Origin of the sequence: Amycolatopsis tolypomycina (genome assembly GCF_900105945.1) — a bacterium.
Taxonomy (GTDB): domain Bacteria; phylum Actinomycetota; class Actinomycetes; order Mycobacteriales; family Pseudonocardiaceae; genus Amycolatopsis; species Amycolatopsis tolypomycina.
Window position 1 is genome coordinate 3,335,695 of the sequence record NZ_FNSO01000004.1, and the last position, 17,446, is coordinate 3,353,140.

Consider the following 17,446-nt stretch of genomic DNA (forward strand, 5'->3'; position numbering starts at 1 on the left):
TCTACGCCGGGGTGAGCACCAGGGCGGCGTTGTGGCCGCCGAACCCCATCGACGTGCTCACCGCGACGTCGACCGCGCCCGCGCGGGCGGTGCCGTGGACGACGTCGACGTCGATCTCCGGGTCCTGGTGCTCGAGGTTGGCCGTCGGCGGGATCTCGCCGTGCTGGATCGCCAGTGCCGTGTACGCGGCTTCGATCGCGCCGGCCGCCGCGAGGGTGTGCCCGGTGACGCCCTTGGTCGAGGTCACCGCGGGCCGCTCGCCCAGCACCCGCCGCAGCATCCGCGCTTCGACGACGTCGTTCATCGGCGTCGCCGTGCCGTGGGCGTTGACGTGGTCCACCGCCGACGGCTCGACACCCGCGTCCGCCAGTGCTTCGCGCAGCGCACGCTCGATCCCGGCGCCCTCGGGGTCGGGAGCGGTCGCGTGGTGGGCGTCGCACGTGGTGCCGTAGCCCCGGACCAGGGCGCGGGCCCGGTCCCCGGCGTCGTCGGCCCGCTCCATGACGAGGATCCCGGCGCCTTCCGCGGCGACGAACCCGTCACGGCCGGCGTCGAACGGGCGGCTGGCCGTTTCCGGGGCGTCGCACCGCTTCGACAGCGCCCCCATCTTGTGCAGCCCCGCCACGACGGTCGGGGTGAGCGCGGCTTCCCCGGCCCCGGCCAGCACGACGTCGCACCGGCCCGAGCGCAGCAGGTCGCGGGCCATCCCGATGGCCATCGCGCCGGACGCGCACGCCGACGCGACGACCAGGTTCGCGCCGCGGGCGCCGCAGTCGATCGCCACCTGCCCGGACACCATGTTCGGCAGGTACTTCGGCACGGCCAGCGGCGACACCAGCGCCGGGCCGTCGTCACGCAGGGCCCGGTGCTGCTCCTCGAACGTCTCGGCCCCGCCGAGCGAGTTCCCGAGCACCACGCCGACCCGCGGCGCGTCCCAGGTCCGCGGGTCCCACCCGGCGTCGGCGATCGCCTCGCGGGCGGCCACGACGGCGAGCTGGACGAACCGGTCCAGCTGCCAGCCCGCGAACCCGCCCAGCAGCTCGTCCGGGTCGAACCCCGGGACACGGCAGGAGAAGTCCGTCGGCATCCCCTTCAGCACCGGGTCCGGCGCCGCGCACGGCGTACCCGCCCGGATCCGGTTCCAGTTCGCCTCGACACCGATCCCGGCCGGGGTGACCAGCCCCAGACCGGTGATCGCGACGTCGGCGGTCGACACGTGCGTCATCGGACCGCGGCCTCCTTGCCATCGACCAGCTCGGCGACCCCGGCGATGCTGTGCTCGCCGGTCAGCTCGCCCTCGGCCAGCCGGATGCCGAACCGCTTCTCCAGCAACAGGCTCAGCTCGATCAGCACGAGCGAGTCGAAGGACAGCTCTTCGAGCGTGACGTCGGCGCCGAGCGCGTCCGGCTTCACCCGCAGCTTCTCGATCAGCAGCGTGCGGACCTGCTCTTCGGTGGTGGACATGGGTGTTCCTCCTTCGGTGGGTGAGTGATCAGGCCGGGGTGAGCTCGGGCCAGACCAGGCCGGCCGAACCCCAGGTGAGGCCGCCGCCGAAACCGGCCAGCACGACCTGCTGCCCGGGGCGGAGCTCGCCGTCGGCGACGCCGTCGCCCAGCGCCAGCGGCACCGAGGCGGCGACGGTGTTGCCGACGCGGTCGATGTTCGCCACGAACCGCTCGGCGGGGATGCCCAGCCGGGCGGCGACCGCGGCCAGGATCCGGGCGTTGGCCTGGTGCAGCACGACGCGGTCGACGTCCTCGACGCGCCAGCCCAGCCGGGCCGCGGTGGCCTCGACCGACTCGCTCATCCGGCGCACCGCCTCGGCGAAGACCGGGCGGCCCTGCATCGCGAAGTACTCCTCGCCCGGCGCGGCGGGCCGGCCCGTCGACCGCTGCCGCGAACCGCCGGCCGGGACCTCGATGAGCTCGCTGCGGCTGCCGTCGCTGCCCAGGGCCAGGCCGCCGATCGCGCCCGCTTCGCCGGGCTCGCCGGCCCGCAGCACCACCGCGCCGGCGCCGTCGCCGAAGATGGCGCGGGTGGTGCGGTCGGCCGGGTCGAGGATCGTCGAGAACGTGTCGGCGCCGATCACCAGCACCGAGCCGGCCGCCCCGGTGGCGATCAGCCCGGCCGCCGTGGCCAGCGCGTAGACGAAACCGGTGCACACGGCCGCGACGTCGAACGCGGCGACGTCCGGCAGGCCCAGCCGGCTCGCGACCTCCGGTGCGGTGGCCGGGCACGGCCGGTCCGGGGTGCTGGTCGCGACGACCACGGCGTCGGCGTGCTCGGTCCCGGCGGACTTCAGCGCGCGGCGGCCCGCCTCGACGGCCAGATCGCCGGTGGCTTCGCCGGGGGAGACGACGTAGCGGGTGCGGATGCCGGTGCGGGTGCGGATCCAGTCGTCGGTGGTGTCGAGCTGCGCGGCGAGGTCGGCGTTGGTGACCTCGCCGTCCGGCAGCCACGACCCCAGACCGCAGAGCACCGCGGCCGCCGTCACCGGCCCGCCTCGCGGTGTTCGCAGGCTGTCATGGCAACTCCTTTTCGCGGGAAGTTCGTTCACTGTCACCGGAACCCATCGTCGGCGGGCCCGCTCTGCCAGCCCTAACGCCGGACTCGGCCGCGGGGGAGCAATGGCGGGTGACTGCCGCGTGACCGGCACCGGACCGGCCGCCACCAGAGTGGGTTCCGTTCACGCACAACCATCGTGAGGAGAGACCGGTGACCGAACTCGCCGAACGGACAGAAGTCCGTACGGCGGTGGCCGATCCCGCCACCGCCATCTCCCGCCTCGCCTTCGACCGCACGGTCGCGCGGGGGGAGGTCCATCGGGAAGCCCTGTCCGAGGTGTTCCTGACCGACAGCGTCCGGGTCGACGAGTCGCGGTTCGTCGCCGCGGCCCGGCTGCCCGCGTCGCACGCCTACTACGGCGACCACACCGGCGGCACCCCGATCGACCCGCTGCTGCTGCTCGAGTGCTGCCGCCAGGCCGAAACCCACGCGGTGCACGCGCACTTCGGCGCCCCGCGCGACACCAAGTTCGTGCTGCAGTCCTGGTCGCTGACCATGCACCCGCTGCCCGCGAACGTCCACATCGGACCGGCCGAGGTCGTCATCTCGGCGCACACCGACGAGGCCGTGTGGCGGGCCGGCGAGCTGCGCGCGATGCGCTACCGCATGCAGGTCTACGTCGCCGGACGGCACGCCGCCGACGTCGTGATGCGCGTCCAGTACTGCCCCGACGAGCTGTACCGGCTGATGCGCGGGCGCTGCCACGACGGCCGGGTGCCGTCTTCGGACGATTTCCGGTTCACCACAACGGAGGTGGCCCCCGGGCTCGTCGGGCGTGACCGGCCGGAGAACGTCGTGCTGACCGACGCCCGCGTCGGCGCGGACCGCGTCTCGGCCCGGCTGCGGATCGACGGCGGCCACCCCAGCCTGTTCGACCACGCCCAGGACCACGTGCCAGGAATGGTGCTGATGGAAGCCGGGCGGCAGCTCGCCGTCCTGGCCGCGAGCACCGCGCACGGCACCCCGGCCGACGCGGTCGAGGTCACCGGCCTCAACGCCGCCTTCGGCGCCTACGCCGAGCTCGACACCCCCATCACCGTCTCGACCGACGGCGCGGCCGTGGGCTCGGACCTGCTCGTCTGCTTCGAGCAGGAGGGCCGCGTCCTCGTCGAAGCCGGCTTCACCTGCCTGCCCCGCAACCCGAACACCGACCAAGGAGCGAAATGACCGAGTTCGGCAAGATCAAGCTCATCGCCCTCGACACCGACGGCGTGCTGTTCAACGACACCTACAGCCCGGTGATCGAGCGGTTCGTCCGCCGCCACGGCGCCGAGTACACCCCCGAGCTGGAGCGCCACGTCTGGGGCTCGCCGCAGCTGGCGGCCGGGCAGTACATGGCGCTCAAGTGCAAGCTGCCGTACTCGGCCAACGACGTCATGAAGGACTTCTTCGCCGAGCGCGACCGCTACCTCGCCGAGCACCCGGTGCGCGTCGCCCCCGGCGCCGAGGACCTGCTCAAGACCCTCGCGGCCACCGGGGTGCGCGTCACCAGCTACGGCGGCCGCGGCAAGGAGTACTCCTTCGACCGCTTCCTCGGCCACCTCGAGCCCTACTTCGACACGAAGACCCCGTACGTCGACGTCAACCCGTTCCGCCCGGGTGTCAAGGAGATCGTCACCGACATCTTCGGCTACGACTACGACGAGGTCGTGTTCGTCGACGACATCAACCGTGTCGCCGAGACCACCAAGGCGCTCGGCGCGGGCTTCATCGGGATCCCGGCGAGCATGCCGCACAACTTCCAGCGCGCGCAGATGACCGAAACCGGGGTGCGGTACCAGCTCGACAAGATCGACGCGGTCGACCTGCCGCTGCTGCGCGAGGTGGACCGCCGGCTGGCCGACGGCACCCTGTGGGACCTGTCCGCCTGATCACCACCACGGAGGCACCATGACGATCGAGACACTGTCCCGGCCCACCGAAACCGAGTTCGAGCGCCTCGACGCGCTGATGGGCCTGATGACCGGCGACGAGAAGCACGCGCCCTCCTCGACGTCCACTTTGGACGTCCTGTGGGTGCTGCACGACCGCGTGCTGCGCGTCAGCCCCGACCGCGTCGACGACGAGGAACGCGACCGCTTCTTCCTCTCCAAGGGGCACGGCCCGATGGCCTACTACGCGGTGCTCGCGGCCAAGGGCTTCCTCGAGCCCGAGACCCTGGCCGGCTACGGCGACTGGGACTGCCCGCTCGGCTACCACCCCGACCGCACCCTCGTGCCGGGCGTCGAGATGGCCAGCGGCTCCCTCGGCCACGGCCTGCCCCTGGCCGTCGGCACCGCGCTGGGCCTGCGCGCCCGCGGCCTCGACCAGCCCCAGATCTGGGTCCTGGCCGGCGACGCGGAGCTCGACGAAGGCCCCAACCACGAGGCCATCGCCTTCGCCGGCCGCGCCGGGCTCGACCGGCTCAACGTCGTCGTCATCGACAACGACTCGGCGACCATCGACTGGCCCGGCGGCGTCGAGACCCGCTTCGCCGTCGAAGGCTGGTCGACGCGGCGGGTCGACGGCCGCGACCACGTCGCGCTCGAGGCGGCGTTCACCGAACCCCACTTCGGACGGCCGCACGTCGTGGTCGCCGAAGTCGAACGCAAGGACGGCCGGCCCCGGCGCCGGTGAGGAGGCGTTTTTCGATGGTAATGACCTGGGAACAGCGGTTCGCCGACATCAACGCCATGCGCGCGCGGTTCGCCGCGGTGGTCGACGACCTGGTGACCGAAGACGAGCGGGTGGCCGCGGTGTTCGCCGACATCACGTGGGACAAGCTGCCGGAGTCCGCGCGCAGCCACCCCCGGTTCGTCAACGTCGGCATCCGCGAGCAGCTGATGATCGACGTCGCCGGCGGCCTGGCGATGGCCGGGCTGCGGCCGATCGCGCACACCTTCGCGAGCTTCCTCGTGGAGCGGCCGTTCGAGCAGATCAAGATCGGGCTCAACCACCAGGACGTCGGCGCCGTGCTGGTCAGCGCGGGCGCGTCCTACGACCTGGCGGTGGACGGGCGCACCCACGAGTCACCCGCCGACGTGGCGCTGCTGAGCACCCTGCCGGACTGGACGATCAGCGTCCCCGGCCACGCCGACGAGGCCGAGGCCATGCTGCGCGCCGCGGCCGGCCGTTCGGACCTGGAGTACATCCGGCTGTCCACCGACACGAACGCGAAGGCGTACTGGAACGGCGAAGACGGGTTCACGGTGCTGCGCCGCGGCCGCGAAGGCACGGTCGTGGCGGTGGGGCCGCTGGCCGACCCGGTCCTGGCAGCGACGGCGGGGATGGACCTCACGGTGCTGTACGCCCCGCGCGTCCGCCCGTTCGACCGCGAAACCCTGCGGCGGACGCTGTCCAGCCCCGACGTGGCCCTCGTGGAGCCGTACCTGACCGGCACCTCGGCGGCGGAGGTCGACGCGGCACTGGAGGACATCCCGCACCGGCTGCTGAGCATCGGCGTGCCCGCGAAGGAGCTGCGCCGCTACGGGACGCCGCAGGAGCACGCGGCCGCGTACGGGCTCGACGTCCGTGGCCTGCGCTCGCGGCTGGCCCGGTTCTTCTGACCGTCCGTCCGGAGGAGATTTCGTGCGACACACCGATGTCGCCCGCGCGGAGATCGCCGAGCTGCTCGGCGATCTCTTCGCGGGCTTCGAAAGCCGCGACTGGGCCCGGATGGCGGACCTGGTCGCCGAGAAGGTGCACCTCGACCACACGTCACTGGGCGCCCCGGCGCCGGAGGACCTCACGGGCGAGGAGATCGTCGCCCGGTGGCGGCGGGGGCTGCACGCGCGCAAGAAGAACTTCCACCTGCTGAGCCTGCCGCGGATCCGGGTGTCCGGCGACCGGGCCGAGGTGGCGGTGAACTGCTACGCGTGCAACGTCCTGGACGACGGTCTCGGTGGCGGCGTGTGGGAGTGCTGGGGCCGGCATGACATTTCCTGGCAGCACACCGGGAACGGTTGGCAGGTCACGGCGTTCGTGTTCACCGTGGCCTACACGCGGGGGGACGAGCGGGTCCACACCCACACACTGGACTGAGTGGCGCAGGGGGCCGCCACCCATGCCATGAAAGGGTCGTTCATGACGTCTGGCGTCATGAACGACCCTTTCATGACGTTCGAGCCGCTGCCGCGCCTGGCCGCGAAGGTTACAAATCGGGCATTCAAGGCTCGAAAGGAGAAAGATCGCGCCCGCGCGGGGGCAGGATGGCAGCCGGTTCTCGCACGGAACTCGCGGAGGTTCGGATGGGCGCGCAGATCGTCTCGATATTCCTGCCGGCGGCGCTCGCGCTGGTCATGTTCGGCCTCGGCCTGTCACTGACCCCGGCCGACTTCGCCAGGGTGGTGAAGTACCCGAAGGCCGCCGTCATCGCGCTGACGTGCCAGATCGTCGTGCTCCCCGCCATCTGCTACGGGCTGGTCGTGCTGTTCGGGCTCAACGGCGTGCTGGCCGTCGGGATGATGCTGCTCGTCGCCTCGCCCGGCGGGACGTCGGCGAACCTGTTCAGCCACCTCGCCGGCGGTGACGTCGCGCTCAACGTCACCCTGACCGCGGTCAACTCCGTGCTCGCGATGTTCACGCTGCCCGTGGTGGTCGCCTGGTCGCTGGCGCAGTTCATGGCCGGCGACGCCTCGATCGGGCTGCAGCCCGCGAAACTGCTGCAGATGTTCGCGGTCGTGCTGGTCCCGGTGGCGATCGGCATGGCGGTCCGCCACCGCTCCCTCGCCTGGACCGAGAAGATGCAGAAGCCGGTCAAGATCGCGTCGGTCGTCGTGCTGGTGCTGGCGGTCACGTTCTCCATCGTCGGCAACTTCCGCCTGCTGCTGGACAACGCCGACACGCTCGGCCCGGTGGCGCTGCTGCTGTCGGTGCTGAGCCTGGCGGTCGGCTACGGCGTCCCGCGCCTGCTGCGCGTGGAGCGGCGGCAGGCGATCGCGTCGGCCATGGAGATCGGCATCCACAACGCCGCACTGGCCATCACGCTCGCGATGTCGGTGCTGGGCAGCGAGCCGATGGCGGTGCCGGCCGGGATCTACGGCTCGGTGATGTTCGTGCCCGCCGCGATCGCCGCGTATGCGTTGAGCCGCAAGGGTTCCCGGGTCGTGAGCGTGACGGGAGCCTGAGACGCGGAAGGCCGCCTCCGGAACATCCGGAGGCGGCCTTCGTCGCCGTGATTCACCGGGTCGCGGACTCGAGCCGCGCCTCGGCGAGCGATCGCTGGGCGGCCCGCTCGCCGCCGCTGCCGAACAGCCACACCAGCAGCCCCAGCACCGCGAAGCCCGCACCCGCCCAGCAGGCGCCGTACCAGCCCGTGGCCTCGAACGCCTGGGCCGACACGTACGAACCCGCCACGCCACCGATCGCGAACGACGTCATGTAGCCGCTCGCGATCCGCGCGCGGGCCTGCTGGTCGACCTCGTACACCACGCTCTGGTTGGTCACGTGCACCGCCTGGATCGCCGCGTCCATCACCAGCGCACCCAGCACCAGCAGCACGATGCTCGACCGGCCCAGCGCCAGGATGCCGAACGACACCGCCAGCACCCCGAGCGCGACGCCGCTGGACTGCCAGCGCCAGTGGCGGTAGCGGTCGATCAACCGGCCGCCGCCCGAGGCCATCAGGGCGCCCGCCACGCCGGACAGGGCGAACAGGCCGATGCCGATCTGGGAGTACTCGAACGGCGGGCCCGCCAGCAGGAACGTCACGCTCGTCCAGAACGCCGTGAACGCGGCCATCACGCACGCCCCGATGGCGCAGCGCGACCGCATGATCGACGACCGGCGGAACTGGGCCAGCACCGAACCGACCTGGGCGAGGTAGCGCTTCTGCAGAGCGGGCTGGTCGCCGTGGATGGTCGTGCGGACCACCACCGTCGCGGCCGCCATCAGGACCGCCGCCACGACGTACACCGTGCGCCAGCCGCCGGCCGCCGCGATCAGGCTCGCCACCGTCCGGGACATCAGGATGCCGAACAGGACGCCGCCCATGATCACGCCGAGCACGCGGCCGCGGGAGGCGTCGTCGGCCAGGGTTGCCGCGTACGCGCTGATCACCGGGATCGCCACCGCGCCGATGCCGACGAACACCGCGAGCACGGCCAGCGTCGGCGCGTTCGGGGCGGCCGCGCTGCCGGCCAGGGCGAGGGTGTTCGTCACGAACAACGCCGTGAGCAGGTTCTGCCGCCGCACGATGTCGGCCGCGGGCACGATGAACAGCAGCCCGAGCGCGGTGCCGACCTGCCCGGTCGTGACCAGGAGCGAGACACCCGCCGTCGACGCGTGCAGGTCCTCGGCGATGCGGTCGAGCAGGGGCTGGGCGTAGTAGGCGTTGGCCGTGGTGACCCCGCAGATCACGGAGAACAGCAGGGCCAGCCGTGTCGGCACGGCCTGGCTGGACATGGTTCGCACCGTCCTTTCCGGACTGGAGTCGGTTCGGGTCACGCGGCACCCGCCTTCGCCGGCGTCGCGCACGCGTGCCAGGGGAGGTCCTCGATCCGGACCGGGTCGGCGGAGGAGTCGAGCATGACCTTGCGGTGCAGCTCCTGCAGCGGCCGCGACGGCTCCAGGCCGAGGTTGTCGTTGAGGCTCTGCCGCAGGCTGCGGAACACCGACAGCGCCGCGTTGCGCCGCCCGGTCATGTGCAGCGCGTACATCAGGCTGGCGTGCAGCGACTCGTCGTACTCGTCCATCGGGATCAGCGCGCGCAGCTCGCCGACGAGGCTCGCGTACCGGTGCAGCCTCAGGTCGAGCATGATGCGGCGCATCAGGATGGACTTGTTCTCCTCCAGCAGGCGCACGATCTGGGCGTAGAGCACCGGCCCCGGGATCAGGTCCCCGAGCGGGGAGCCCTGCCACAGGTCGAGCGCCTCCTGCAGTTTCGCCGACGCGCCCGCCAGGTCGCCGCGGGCTTCGAGGTCGTCCGCTTCGGCGACGAGCTCGCGCTCCCGGCGCAGGTCCGAGCGGTCGAGCGCGACGGCCAGCCGGTAGCCGGCCGGTTCGGTGCACAGCAGCTGCTTGGCGGCCGCGCCGCACCCGCGCTCGCCGAGCGCGGCGGCCAGCTTCTTGCGGATCTGCAGCACGCCGTTCTGGATCGCGTTGGCGGCGTTGCGCGGCGGGTCCTCCCACAGCTCGCGTTCGATGGTGCCCGACTGGACCACGCGGCCCTCGTTGAGCAGCAGCAGCGCGAGCAGCTGCTTGGCCTTCATCGCGGGCGGCACGATCGAAACGCCGTCGATCTCGACTTCGAGGGAACCGAGCACGGTGGCCCGTGACGGTTCCGGGGTGAGCCGGCCGGTCGGCCGGCTCGGTACGGCGGTGGCCGTGGTCATGGGTGCGTTCCCTCCCTGCCAGTCGTCCGGGCGCTGGGCGCGTCCGCTCCGGCCGGTGTTCGGCTAGTACCCCGTCGCGGTTTCGGGCACGCGACGTTCACCTGGCCGGAGGTTCGGGGCCGCACGACGGCGGTCCCCCAGTGCGCGGTCCTCCGGTGACCGCACCCCGAAGCTACCAGTGATCAATCTTGTACTCAAGTCCAACTTTGGCATGAGGCATCTCACAACGGCTCCGGCTGCCCCGGCCGGGTCACGGATTTCCCCCGGTCAGGCCCTGGCGGGCACCGCGAAACGGGGGAATCGCGCCGGAAACCGCCGGAGGACACCTGAACCAGTGCGAATGCGGCTGTTAGCGTGGATCGGGGCTGCAAGGCCCCGGAAATCGGACACTCGACTTGGGGGAGCAATGTCCAATCCCGAATTCACGGCCGCGCCGATCGGTGTCGTGGGGATGTCGTGCCGCCTTCCCGGCGCGGATTCCACCGCGGAGTTCTGGCGGCTGATCAGCGAAAACATCGACGCCGTCACCGAAGTGCCCGCCGACCGCTTCGACGTCTCGGCCCATTGTGCGCAGCCGCCGGTGCCGGGCAAGACCAATTCCCGCTACGGCGGCTTCCTGCGCGACATCCGTGGTTTCGACGCCGGATTCTTTCGAATATCGCCGCGCGAGGCGAATCTGATGGACCCGCAGCAGCGATTGTTGCTCCAGGTGGTCTGGGAGGCACTGGAGGACGCCGGGATCCCGCCGGCCACGCTGGCCGGCTCGAACACCGGCGTGTTCGTCGGCCAGGCCACGGCCGACTACGCCGCGGTGACCGGCGCCGACGCCGGGTCCGACGTCCTGGGCATGAGCGGCAGCGTGCTGCGTGCCGTCACCGCCGGGCGCGTCTCGCACGCCTTCGACTTCCGCGGGCCCAGCCTGGTCGTCGACACGGCGTGCTCGTCGTCGCTGGTCGCGGTGCACCAGGCCCGGCTGAGCCTCGTCACGGGCGAGAGCGACGTCGCGATCGTCGCCGGGACCAACGTCGTGCTCAGCCCCGCGGACGCGATCAGCTACGCCCAGGGCGGGATGCTGTCGCCCGACGGCCGCTGCAAGTTCGGCGCCGCGGAGGCCGACGGGTTCGTGCGCAGCGAGGGGATCGTGGCGATGGTCCTCAAGCGCACCGGCGACGCCCGCCGCGACGGCGACCGCGTCCGCGCCGCCCTGCTCGGCAGCGCGGTCACCAACGACGGCGACGGCGACGGGCTCATGCTCAAGCCCGCCAAAGCCGGTCAGTCCGCGGCGCTGCGGGCGGCCTGCCGCACGGCCGGGGTGACACCGGCGGACCTCGACTACGTCGAAGCGCACGGCACCGGCACCGTGGCGGGCGACGGCGTCGAACTGGCCGCTCTCGCCGAAGCCCGGGCCGGCGCCCCAAACGGCGCTTCAGTCCCGCTGCGGATCGGCTCGGTCAAGACCAACGTCGGCCACACCGAAGCCGCGGCGGGAATCACGGGCCTGGCCAAGGCCGTGCTCGTCGCCGAGCACGGGCTGATCCCCGCTTCGCTGCACGCCGACCCCGCCACCGTCCGGGACCGGCAGCCCGCGCTGGAGCTCGTCACCGAGAACCAGCCCCTGAACCCCCGCGGCGAACACGCTCTCGCCGGCGTCAGCTCCTTCGGCATCTCCGGCACGAACGCGCACGTCGTGGTCGCCGGGGTGCCTGCCGAGGAGCCGCCGGCGGTCGGGACGACCGGACCGCAGCTGCTGGTGCTGTCCGCGAAGTCGGAGAATTCCCTGCGCGCCTTGGCATCCGCCTACGCCGATTTCCTCGGCGACACGGGAAAGCGCTATCCGCTGGCGCACATCTGCCACGCCGCCGCGACCGGCCGGGACGCGCTCGACCACCGGCTCTGGGCGGTCGGGGAGACCCACGACGAGCTCGCGGCGCACCTGCGGGCGTGCGCGCGCGACGAACCCACACCCGGGGCCGGACGGCAGCGGGCCGGCCGGTCGCCGCGGGTCGGGTTCGTGTTCCCCGGCCAGGGCGGCCAGTGGGCGGGCATGGCCCGACGGCTGCTCGAAACCGCGCCCGGGTTCCGCGCGGCGATGCGCCGGTGCGACGACGCCGTGCGCGCCGAGCTGGGCTGGTCGGTGCTGGAGCGGCTGCGCGACCCCCGCCCCGGCGACCTCACCCGCGTCGAAGTGGCCCAGCCGCTGCTGTGGGCGTACGAAGCCGCGCTGGCCGACCTGCTGCGGGCCCGCGGGATCGAGCCGGACCTCTGCCTCGGCCACAGCATGGGCGAAGCCGCCGCGGCGTACACCGCCGGCGCGCTGTCGCTCGCCGGGTCCGCGGCGGTGATCTGCCGCCGCAGCCGCCTGATGACCCGGGTGTCGGGGGCCGGCCGGATGCTGGCCGTGGAGCTGCCCGCCGACACCGCCGCGGAGCTGACGGCCGACGAACACGAGGTCTGCGTCGCCGCCGAGAACGCGCCACGGGCCACGGTGCTCTCCGGCGCGGCCGCCGCGATCGAGCGGGTGGCCGCCCGGTTCGACGACCGGGGCGTGTTCGCGCGTCCGGTGAAGGTCGACGTCGCGTCGCACTCGCCGCTGATGGACGAGCTGCTGCCGGACCTGCGCGGTCAGCTCGACGACGTCGAGCCGGCCCCGGCCGGGGAAACGACGCTGCTGTCGACCGTGCGCGCCCGCCCGGTCGACAGCGCCGAGCTGACCGCGGGGTACTGGGCCGACAACCTCCGCGCGCCGGTCCGGCTGGCGTCCGCGGTCACCCGGCTCGCCGCGGACGAGCCCTGGGTGCTCGTCGAGCTGAGCCCGCACCCGGTGCTGCTGGGTGCGCTGCGCGACTGCCTCGGCGAGCACCCGGATTCGACCGCCGTCGCGACCCTCTCGCGCCGCGAACCGGAGGACCGGGCGCTGCTGAAGGCCGTGGGCGCGGTCTTCGCCGCCGGCGGCGCGGTGGACTGGACACGGTTCCACCGCGGGCCGCGCCCGCACGTGCCGCTCCCGCACTACCCGTGGGACACCACCGAGCACTGGGCCGCCGCGCCCGCCCGGCAGCGATCGGCCGGGCACCGCACGGTGACCCTCGGCGAGCTGGGCCTGCTCGACGCCTGCCGGGCGACCGAAGTGGACGGTGCCAGGCCGGTGCCCGCGGTCGCGTACCTGGCGGCGGCGTGGCACGTCACCGGGGCTTCGGCCTTGCGCGGATTGCGTTTCGCCGGGGACATGCTGTCCTGTGTGGACGGAGACGTCACGGTCGCGGCCCAGCTCGCTGCGCCGGGGTTCACGCTGACGGCGACCGGGCCGGACGGGGCCGCCTGCCGGGTGACCGGCTCGGTCGCCGGGGGAGCGGGCCTGCCCGCGGACGGCGGGCTCGACGCCGCCCTCGACGCCTGCCCGGACTTCCTCTCCGGCGGCGGGTTCGTGGAGCTCGCCGTCCGCCGGGGCCACCGGTTCGCGGCGGGCTCCGGGGTGCGGCGGCTGTGGCGCGGCGACGGCGTCGTCGTCGCCCAGCACGAGGCTGGAGCGGATGGCCGCTTCGGCGTCTTCGAAGCGGCGCTGCGGACGATGCTCGCGATCTGGCCCGACACGTCGTACGCGATGACTGCCGTCGAGGAGGTCACCGCGGGCGAGCTGCCGGAGGGGGAGTTCTGGACCGTCGCGCGCTTCGGCGACCGGTCGGAGCTGCTGGTCGTGCACCCGGACGGCCGGGTCGCCGGAGCCATGCACGGCGTCGAGTTCGTGCCGGTGACGAAGATCGCCGCACCGGCGGGCGACGTCCGCGAGGTGTTCGCCCGGGCGGTCGCGCAGGTGCTCGGCACCACGCCGGGCGCGGTGGACCTGCGGCGTTCCCTGCGCGACCTCGGCCTCGACTCGATCATGGCCACCCAGCTGCGGCGGGCGCTGGCTGCGGTGACAGGCGCCCCGGTCAGCGCGGCGGACCTCCTGGCACCGGTGCGCGCCGACGAGCTCCTGGCCCGGCTCACCGCGGCACCGGAGCACCGCAGCGCCGCCTGACATCGATGTCCGGTTCGAGAACTTCGCCCGCATTGCGCAACTGCAAGTCAAACTTGTACCCTGGTACAAACAGGAGGCGACGCACAGCGAGGAGACCGAACGTGATGACGACCGAGGCGGCCGGGCAGGCCCCGCTCGGCCGCCGGGAGCGGCACAAGCGCGCGGCGAAGCTGCGGCTGTACACGAGCGCGCTGGAGCTGTTCACCGAACGCGGGTACGAGAACACCACGGTCGAGGACATCACCGAACGCGCCGACGTCGGCCGCGGCACGTTCTTCAACCACTTCCGCCGCAAGGAAGACCTGGTGTCCCTGTGGGGCGAGCAGCGGCGCGACCACCTCAACGAGCACCTGGGCCGCAGCCGCGCCGACGCGGAGCCGGCCGGCGTGGTCGACGAGCTCGCGTACTGCATGCGCGCCCTCGCGGCGATGAACGAGAGCGAGTGGGCCCGCACCCGCACGATGCTGCTGGCCTGGGTCAAGGCGGGCCGCCCCGTCCTCGAGGAACCCCACGCGGCGGACATCTTCGCGGACATCGTGGCGGCCGGCATCGCCCGCGGCGAGATCGCGCCGGACGCCGACGCCCGCCGCATCGGCAACCTGCTGCGGGACGCCTACCTCGGCACGCTGTACCGGTGGGCCCAGTTCGAGGAACCGCCGGGCCCGCTGGCCGACGAGCTGGTCGCGATCCTGGACATCATCCTGCACGGCATCCTCCGCCCCAGCGCGAAGTAGCGCTCGGCTGTCCGGCCGGATGGACTAATCTGGGCTGGGACGAACGCCGGAGGGGGCGGGATGCTGGAAGGGCTGCTGTCGGCCGACGCGGGGGCGCTCTACGACGCGATGGTGCGCACCGGGCCGGTGCCGCTGGACGATCCGCGAGCCGGCAGCCCTGAGATGCAGGAGCTGATCGAACGCGGTTTCGTCCGGCGTGACTACCGGGAAGACCCGGTGCTCGCGCCGATGGAACCGATCCGGGCCGTCGACCACGCGATCCTCGGCGCGCAGCAGCGGCTGGTCGAGCAGCAGCGGCAGATCGTCGCGGCGCGTCAGCAGCTGGACCTGCTCCAGACGGTCTACCGGGCGACCCACGGCGGCGGCACCGACGCGGCCGTCGAGGTGCTGACCGAACCGCAGCGGATCGGGGCGCTGTCGCTCGAACTGTGCCTGTCCGCGAAGGAGGAGTTCCTCACCTTCACCACGCGGCACTTCAAGCGCAAGCCGGACGCGAACACCGTGATGGCCCTGCCCGACGCGGTCACCGAACGCGGCGTGCGGCTGCGCAACGTCTACGAGCGCGCCGCCCTGGAGTTCGAAGGTGCGAAGGGCGTCGTCGAGGCCAGCATCGCCGCCGGGTGGACCATGCGGGTGGCGCCCGAACTGCCGATGAAAATGGTGATCGCCGACCAGCACTCGGCGCTGATGCCGCTCGATCCCAGCGGGATGGAGGGCGCGGTCTTCGTGCGCAGCCCGACCATCGTGGCCGCCCTGCGGATGCTGTTCGAGCTGGTCTGGACCCAGGCCGTCCCGATCGGGGACGGCGGTGGGCAGCAGCGCCACGGGCTGACGCCGGCCCAGGCCAAGGTGCTCGACCTGCTGGCCACCGGGATGACCGACGGAGCCATCGCCCGCCACCTCGACGTCAGCGAACGCACGGTGCGCCGCCACGTCCAGGGCCTGCTCGACGCCCTGCAAGCCGACAACCGGGTGGCCGCGGTGCACGCGGCCACCCGGTTGGGCTGGCTCGACTAGGTCTACTCCAGCTTCTTGCAGACACCCCCGCCCTGGGTCCAGATCCAGACGCACTTGGTGGTGGGATCCTGGATGGCCGCCGCCTCCGGGGCAGCCAGCGCCCCGAACGCGATCGTCGCCGCGATTCCCGCGGCCAGCCCGGCCAGCACTCGCTTGATCATGTCGTCCTCCCCGCGAAAGCGATCTTTGACATGTGACAAGTTAGGCCCCGATGTCTTACGCGGGGAGAGCAAGTCCGGCCACTGTCCGGATCCGGTCACGCGGAGCCGTCGGGGCGGTCGTCCTGGCCCGCCGGCTCCGGGCTCCGCACCCAGTGCAGGCTGTCCGGCTCCGGCCACCACCCCGGCGGGTCCGGGCGGGGACCGCCGCCCGGTTCGCCCCACCAGCGGGCGGCCTCGTCTCCCATGTCGCTAGGCGCCGAAGGGCTGGGCCGAGAGCAGCGTCTGCGTCCAGCCGCTGGTGTCGACCGGGTCGGTGCCGAACCCCTGGATGTCCGAGCCGTCGAAGTCGAACGGGTTGTGGTCGTGGTAGCGGTACAGCGCGCCGTCGCGGGTCTGGGCGTAGTACAGGCCGTAGCCGGGTGACACGATCTGGTCGAAGGTGCTCCAGCGGTCCGCCAGCGTCTTGCCGGTCCAGGTGTAGTCGGCCGCGATGTGGTACGAGCGCAGGACACCGGTGGTGCTGATGCCGACGAGCCAGTCGTCGCCGGTGGCGGCGATGGTGCGCATGGTGAACCCGGTGCCGATCACGGCTCGCTGGCCGATCTGGTTGCTCGCCGGCTTGGGCCGGGAGACGACGTAGGACATCAGGGTGCTGCCGGCGATGCCGTAGAGGTGGCCGTGGCCGTCGTAGGTCAGCATGTCGTGGGTCCAGCCGCCGCCGAGCGCGACGGGCGTGCCGAGCTGCAGCGAGTTGTTGTTCGTGATGACGTCGACGCGGTAGAGCACGCCGGCGGGCGAGGTCACGAGCACGGTGTTGAAGTTCAGCGTCGCCAGCGCCTTGGGCGCGAACCCGAGGTTGTCGGACGAGACGAGGGTCTTGGTGCGGTTGCCGGTCTGCGAGTTGATCGTGCTGTAGGTCAGGCGTCCGTCGGACAGGGCGCCGTAGACCGACACGGTGGTCGCGGCCGGGCTGCTCAGCTCGTCGACGATGCGCTGCGCGTCCGCGGCCTGCGGCTGGTAGCGCTCGGGGAAGGCGGAGCGCTGGACCCGCTGGCAGACCTCGCCGATCGGGGCGGTGCGCCAGCTGCCGTTCGGGTAGAAGTCCGCCATCACGTCCAGGAACGCGTTGGTGGCCCAGGCCGGGTTGAGCCGCTGCGACTCGGTGCCCCAGGAGTCGAGCTGCTGGAACAGGCCGAGGCTGCTGTGGTCGACCTTCTCGCTGATGTTCTCGATCAGGGACTCGACGATCGTGGTGGTGATCGCGATGACGGCCGCGCGCTCGTCCAGCCCGCGGGCCTGCACGGCGTCGATGACGGCACGGGCGCACGAAACGCGGTAGGGCGTCATGTGGCCTTTCAGGGTGCCGGTCAGGACGCTGTTGAGCCGGGTGGCCGCGGCGGTGTCGGCCGCGGTCGGGCCGCCGGGGACGCAGGCCGCGGTCTGGTAGGCGGCCAGCTGCGCCATCCGGGCGGCCATGGTGTCGGCTTCGGTGGTGGCGTTCGCGGCGGTGGCGCCGGCGGTCAGGATGGACAGGGCGGCCAGGGCCGCGGCGATCGATCTGGTGGTACGCAAGGGAAACTCCAGGGTTTGTGGAGGGCGGTGCCGCGGCCCGTGCCGCGGCACCGCCGGGAAAACGGGGGA

The 17,446-nt window shown here is 72.5% G+C and carries 17 protein-coding genes; 9 read left to right on the plus strand and 8 right to left on the minus strand.

Annotated elements, in window-relative coordinates; all coding sequences use genetic code 11:
• Position 1: 1 nt before the first annotated feature.
• The 3 genes from BLW76_RS25340 to BLW76_RS25350 are packed head-to-tail and all read right to left on the minus strand — an operon-like array spanning position 2 to position 2,494.
• Entirely contained in the window at positions 2-1,225 is a 1,224-nt protein-coding gene (locus BLW76_RS25340) for a beta-ketoacyl-[acyl-carrier-protein] synthase family protein (protein ID WP_208613374.1), read from the minus strand.
• On the minus strand, positions 1,222-1,464 hold the full coding sequence (locus tag BLW76_RS25345; RefSeq protein WP_091311613.1) for a phosphopantetheine-binding protein: 243 nt from the start codon (positions 1,462-1,464) through the stop codon (positions 1,222-1,224). Before BLW76_RS25345 ends, BLW76_RS25340 begins: the two co-directional genes overlap by 4 nt.
• 28 nt (positions 1,465-1,492) lie before the next feature.
• Positions 1,493-2,494, minus strand: coding sequence for a beta-ketoacyl-ACP synthase III (locus BLW76_RS25350; protein WP_091311615.1), 1,002 nt, complete (start codon positions 2,492-2,494; stop codon positions 1,493-1,495).
• A gap of 221 nt (positions 2,495-2,715) precedes the next feature.
• On the opposite strand from BLW76_RS25350, the gene BLW76_RS25355 reads away from it, so the two are divergent.
• The 6 genes from BLW76_RS25355 (at position 2,716) to BLW76_RS25380 (ending at position 7,670) form a co-directional block, all read left to right on the plus strand.
• The gene (locus BLW76_RS25355; protein ID WP_208613375.1) at positions 2,716-3,732 is read left to right on the plus strand and encodes a ScbA/BarX family gamma-butyrolactone biosynthesis protein; all 1,017 of its coding nucleotides are present in this window, start codon (positions 2,716-2,718) and stop codon (positions 3,730-3,732) included.
• Positions 3,729-4,436, plus strand: a complete 708-nt coding sequence (locus BLW76_RS25360; protein WP_091311617.1) for an HAD family hydrolase — start codon at positions 3,729-3,731, stop codon at positions 4,434-4,436. The genes BLW76_RS25355 and BLW76_RS25360 overlap by 4 nt, the downstream gene beginning before the upstream one ends.
• 19 nt (positions 4,437-4,455) lie before the next feature.
• A complete protein-coding gene (locus BLW76_RS25365; protein ID WP_091311620.1) occupies positions 4,456-5,181 on the plus strand; it encodes a thiamine pyrophosphate-dependent enzyme in 726 nt (241 codons plus the stop codon).
• 14 nt (positions 5,182-5,195) lie between these two features.
• The gene (locus BLW76_RS25370) at positions 5,196-6,110 is read left to right on the plus strand and encodes a transketolase family protein (RefSeq protein WP_244170300.1); all 915 of its coding nucleotides are present in this window, start codon (positions 5,196-5,198) and stop codon (positions 6,108-6,110) included.
• 22 nt (positions 6,111-6,132) lie between these two features.
• Positions 6,133-6,585 carry a nuclear transport factor 2 family protein gene (locus BLW76_RS25375; protein ID WP_167384728.1) on the plus strand — a complete coding sequence of 151 codons (453 nt, stop codon included), beginning with the start codon at positions 6,133-6,135 and terminating at the stop codon, positions 6,583-6,585.
• Between the two features lie 206 nt (positions 6,586-6,791).
• Positions 6,792-7,670: a bile acid:sodium symporter family protein gene (locus BLW76_RS25380; RefSeq protein WP_091311624.1), complete on the plus strand. Its 879-nt coding sequence runs from the start codon at positions 6,792-6,794 to the stop codon at positions 7,668-7,670.
• A gap of 52 nt (positions 7,671-7,722) precedes the next feature.
• Here the strand turns inward: BLW76_RS25380 and BLW76_RS25385 are convergent, their stop codons facing one another.
• On the minus strand, positions 7,723-8,946 hold the full coding sequence (locus tag BLW76_RS25385) for an MFS transporter (protein WP_143060680.1): 1,224 nt from the start codon (positions 8,944-8,946) through the stop codon (positions 7,723-7,725).
• Positions 8,947-8,984: 38 nt separating this feature from the next.
• A complete protein-coding gene (locus BLW76_RS25390; protein ID WP_091311629.1) occupies positions 8,985-9,875 on the minus strand; it encodes an AfsR/SARP family transcriptional regulator in 891 nt (296 codons plus the stop codon).
• Between the two features lie 406 nt (positions 9,876-10,281).
• Between BLW76_RS25390 and BLW76_RS25395 the strand changes: the two genes are divergently transcribed.
• From BLW76_RS25395 to BLW76_RS25405, 3 genes are all read left to right on the plus strand, one after another.
• Positions 10,282-13,893 (plus strand): type I polyketide synthase, encoded by a 3,612-nt coding sequence (locus BLW76_RS25395; RefSeq protein ID WP_167384729.1) that lies wholly within the window; start codon positions 10,282-10,284, stop codon positions 13,891-13,893.
• A gap of 104 nt (positions 13,894-13,997) precedes the next feature.
• The gene (locus tag BLW76_RS25400; RefSeq protein WP_208613376.1) at positions 13,998-14,627 is read left to right on the plus strand and encodes a TetR/AcrR family transcriptional regulator; all 630 of its coding nucleotides are present in this window, start codon (positions 13,998-14,000) and stop codon (positions 14,625-14,627) included.
• 60 nt (positions 14,628-14,687) lie between these two features.
• Entirely contained in the window at positions 14,688-15,644 is a 957-nt protein-coding gene (locus tag BLW76_RS25405) for a LuxR C-terminal-related transcriptional regulator (RefSeq protein WP_091311635.1), read from the plus strand.
• A gap of 2 nt (positions 15,645-15,646) precedes the next feature.
• Here the strand turns inward: BLW76_RS25405 and BLW76_RS48710 are convergent, their stop codons facing one another.
• From BLW76_RS48710 to BLW76_RS25410, 3 genes are all read right to left on the minus strand, one after another.
• On the minus strand, positions 15,647-15,805 hold the full coding sequence (locus BLW76_RS48710; protein ID WP_167384731.1) for a hypothetical protein: 159 nt from the start codon (positions 15,803-15,805) through the stop codon (positions 15,647-15,649).
• A 95-nt stretch (positions 15,806-15,900) separates the two neighbouring features.
• Entirely contained in the window at positions 15,901-16,050 is a 150-nt protein-coding gene (locus BLW76_RS48715; RefSeq protein ID WP_167384732.1) for a hypothetical protein, read from the minus strand.
• A 4-nt stretch (positions 16,051-16,054) separates the two neighbouring features.
• Positions 16,055-17,377, minus strand: a complete 1,323-nt coding sequence (locus BLW76_RS25410) for a tachylectin-related carbohydrate-binding protein (RefSeq protein ID WP_208613377.1) — start codon at positions 17,375-17,377, stop codon at positions 16,055-16,057.
• Positions 17,378-17,446: the final 69 nt, after the last annotated feature.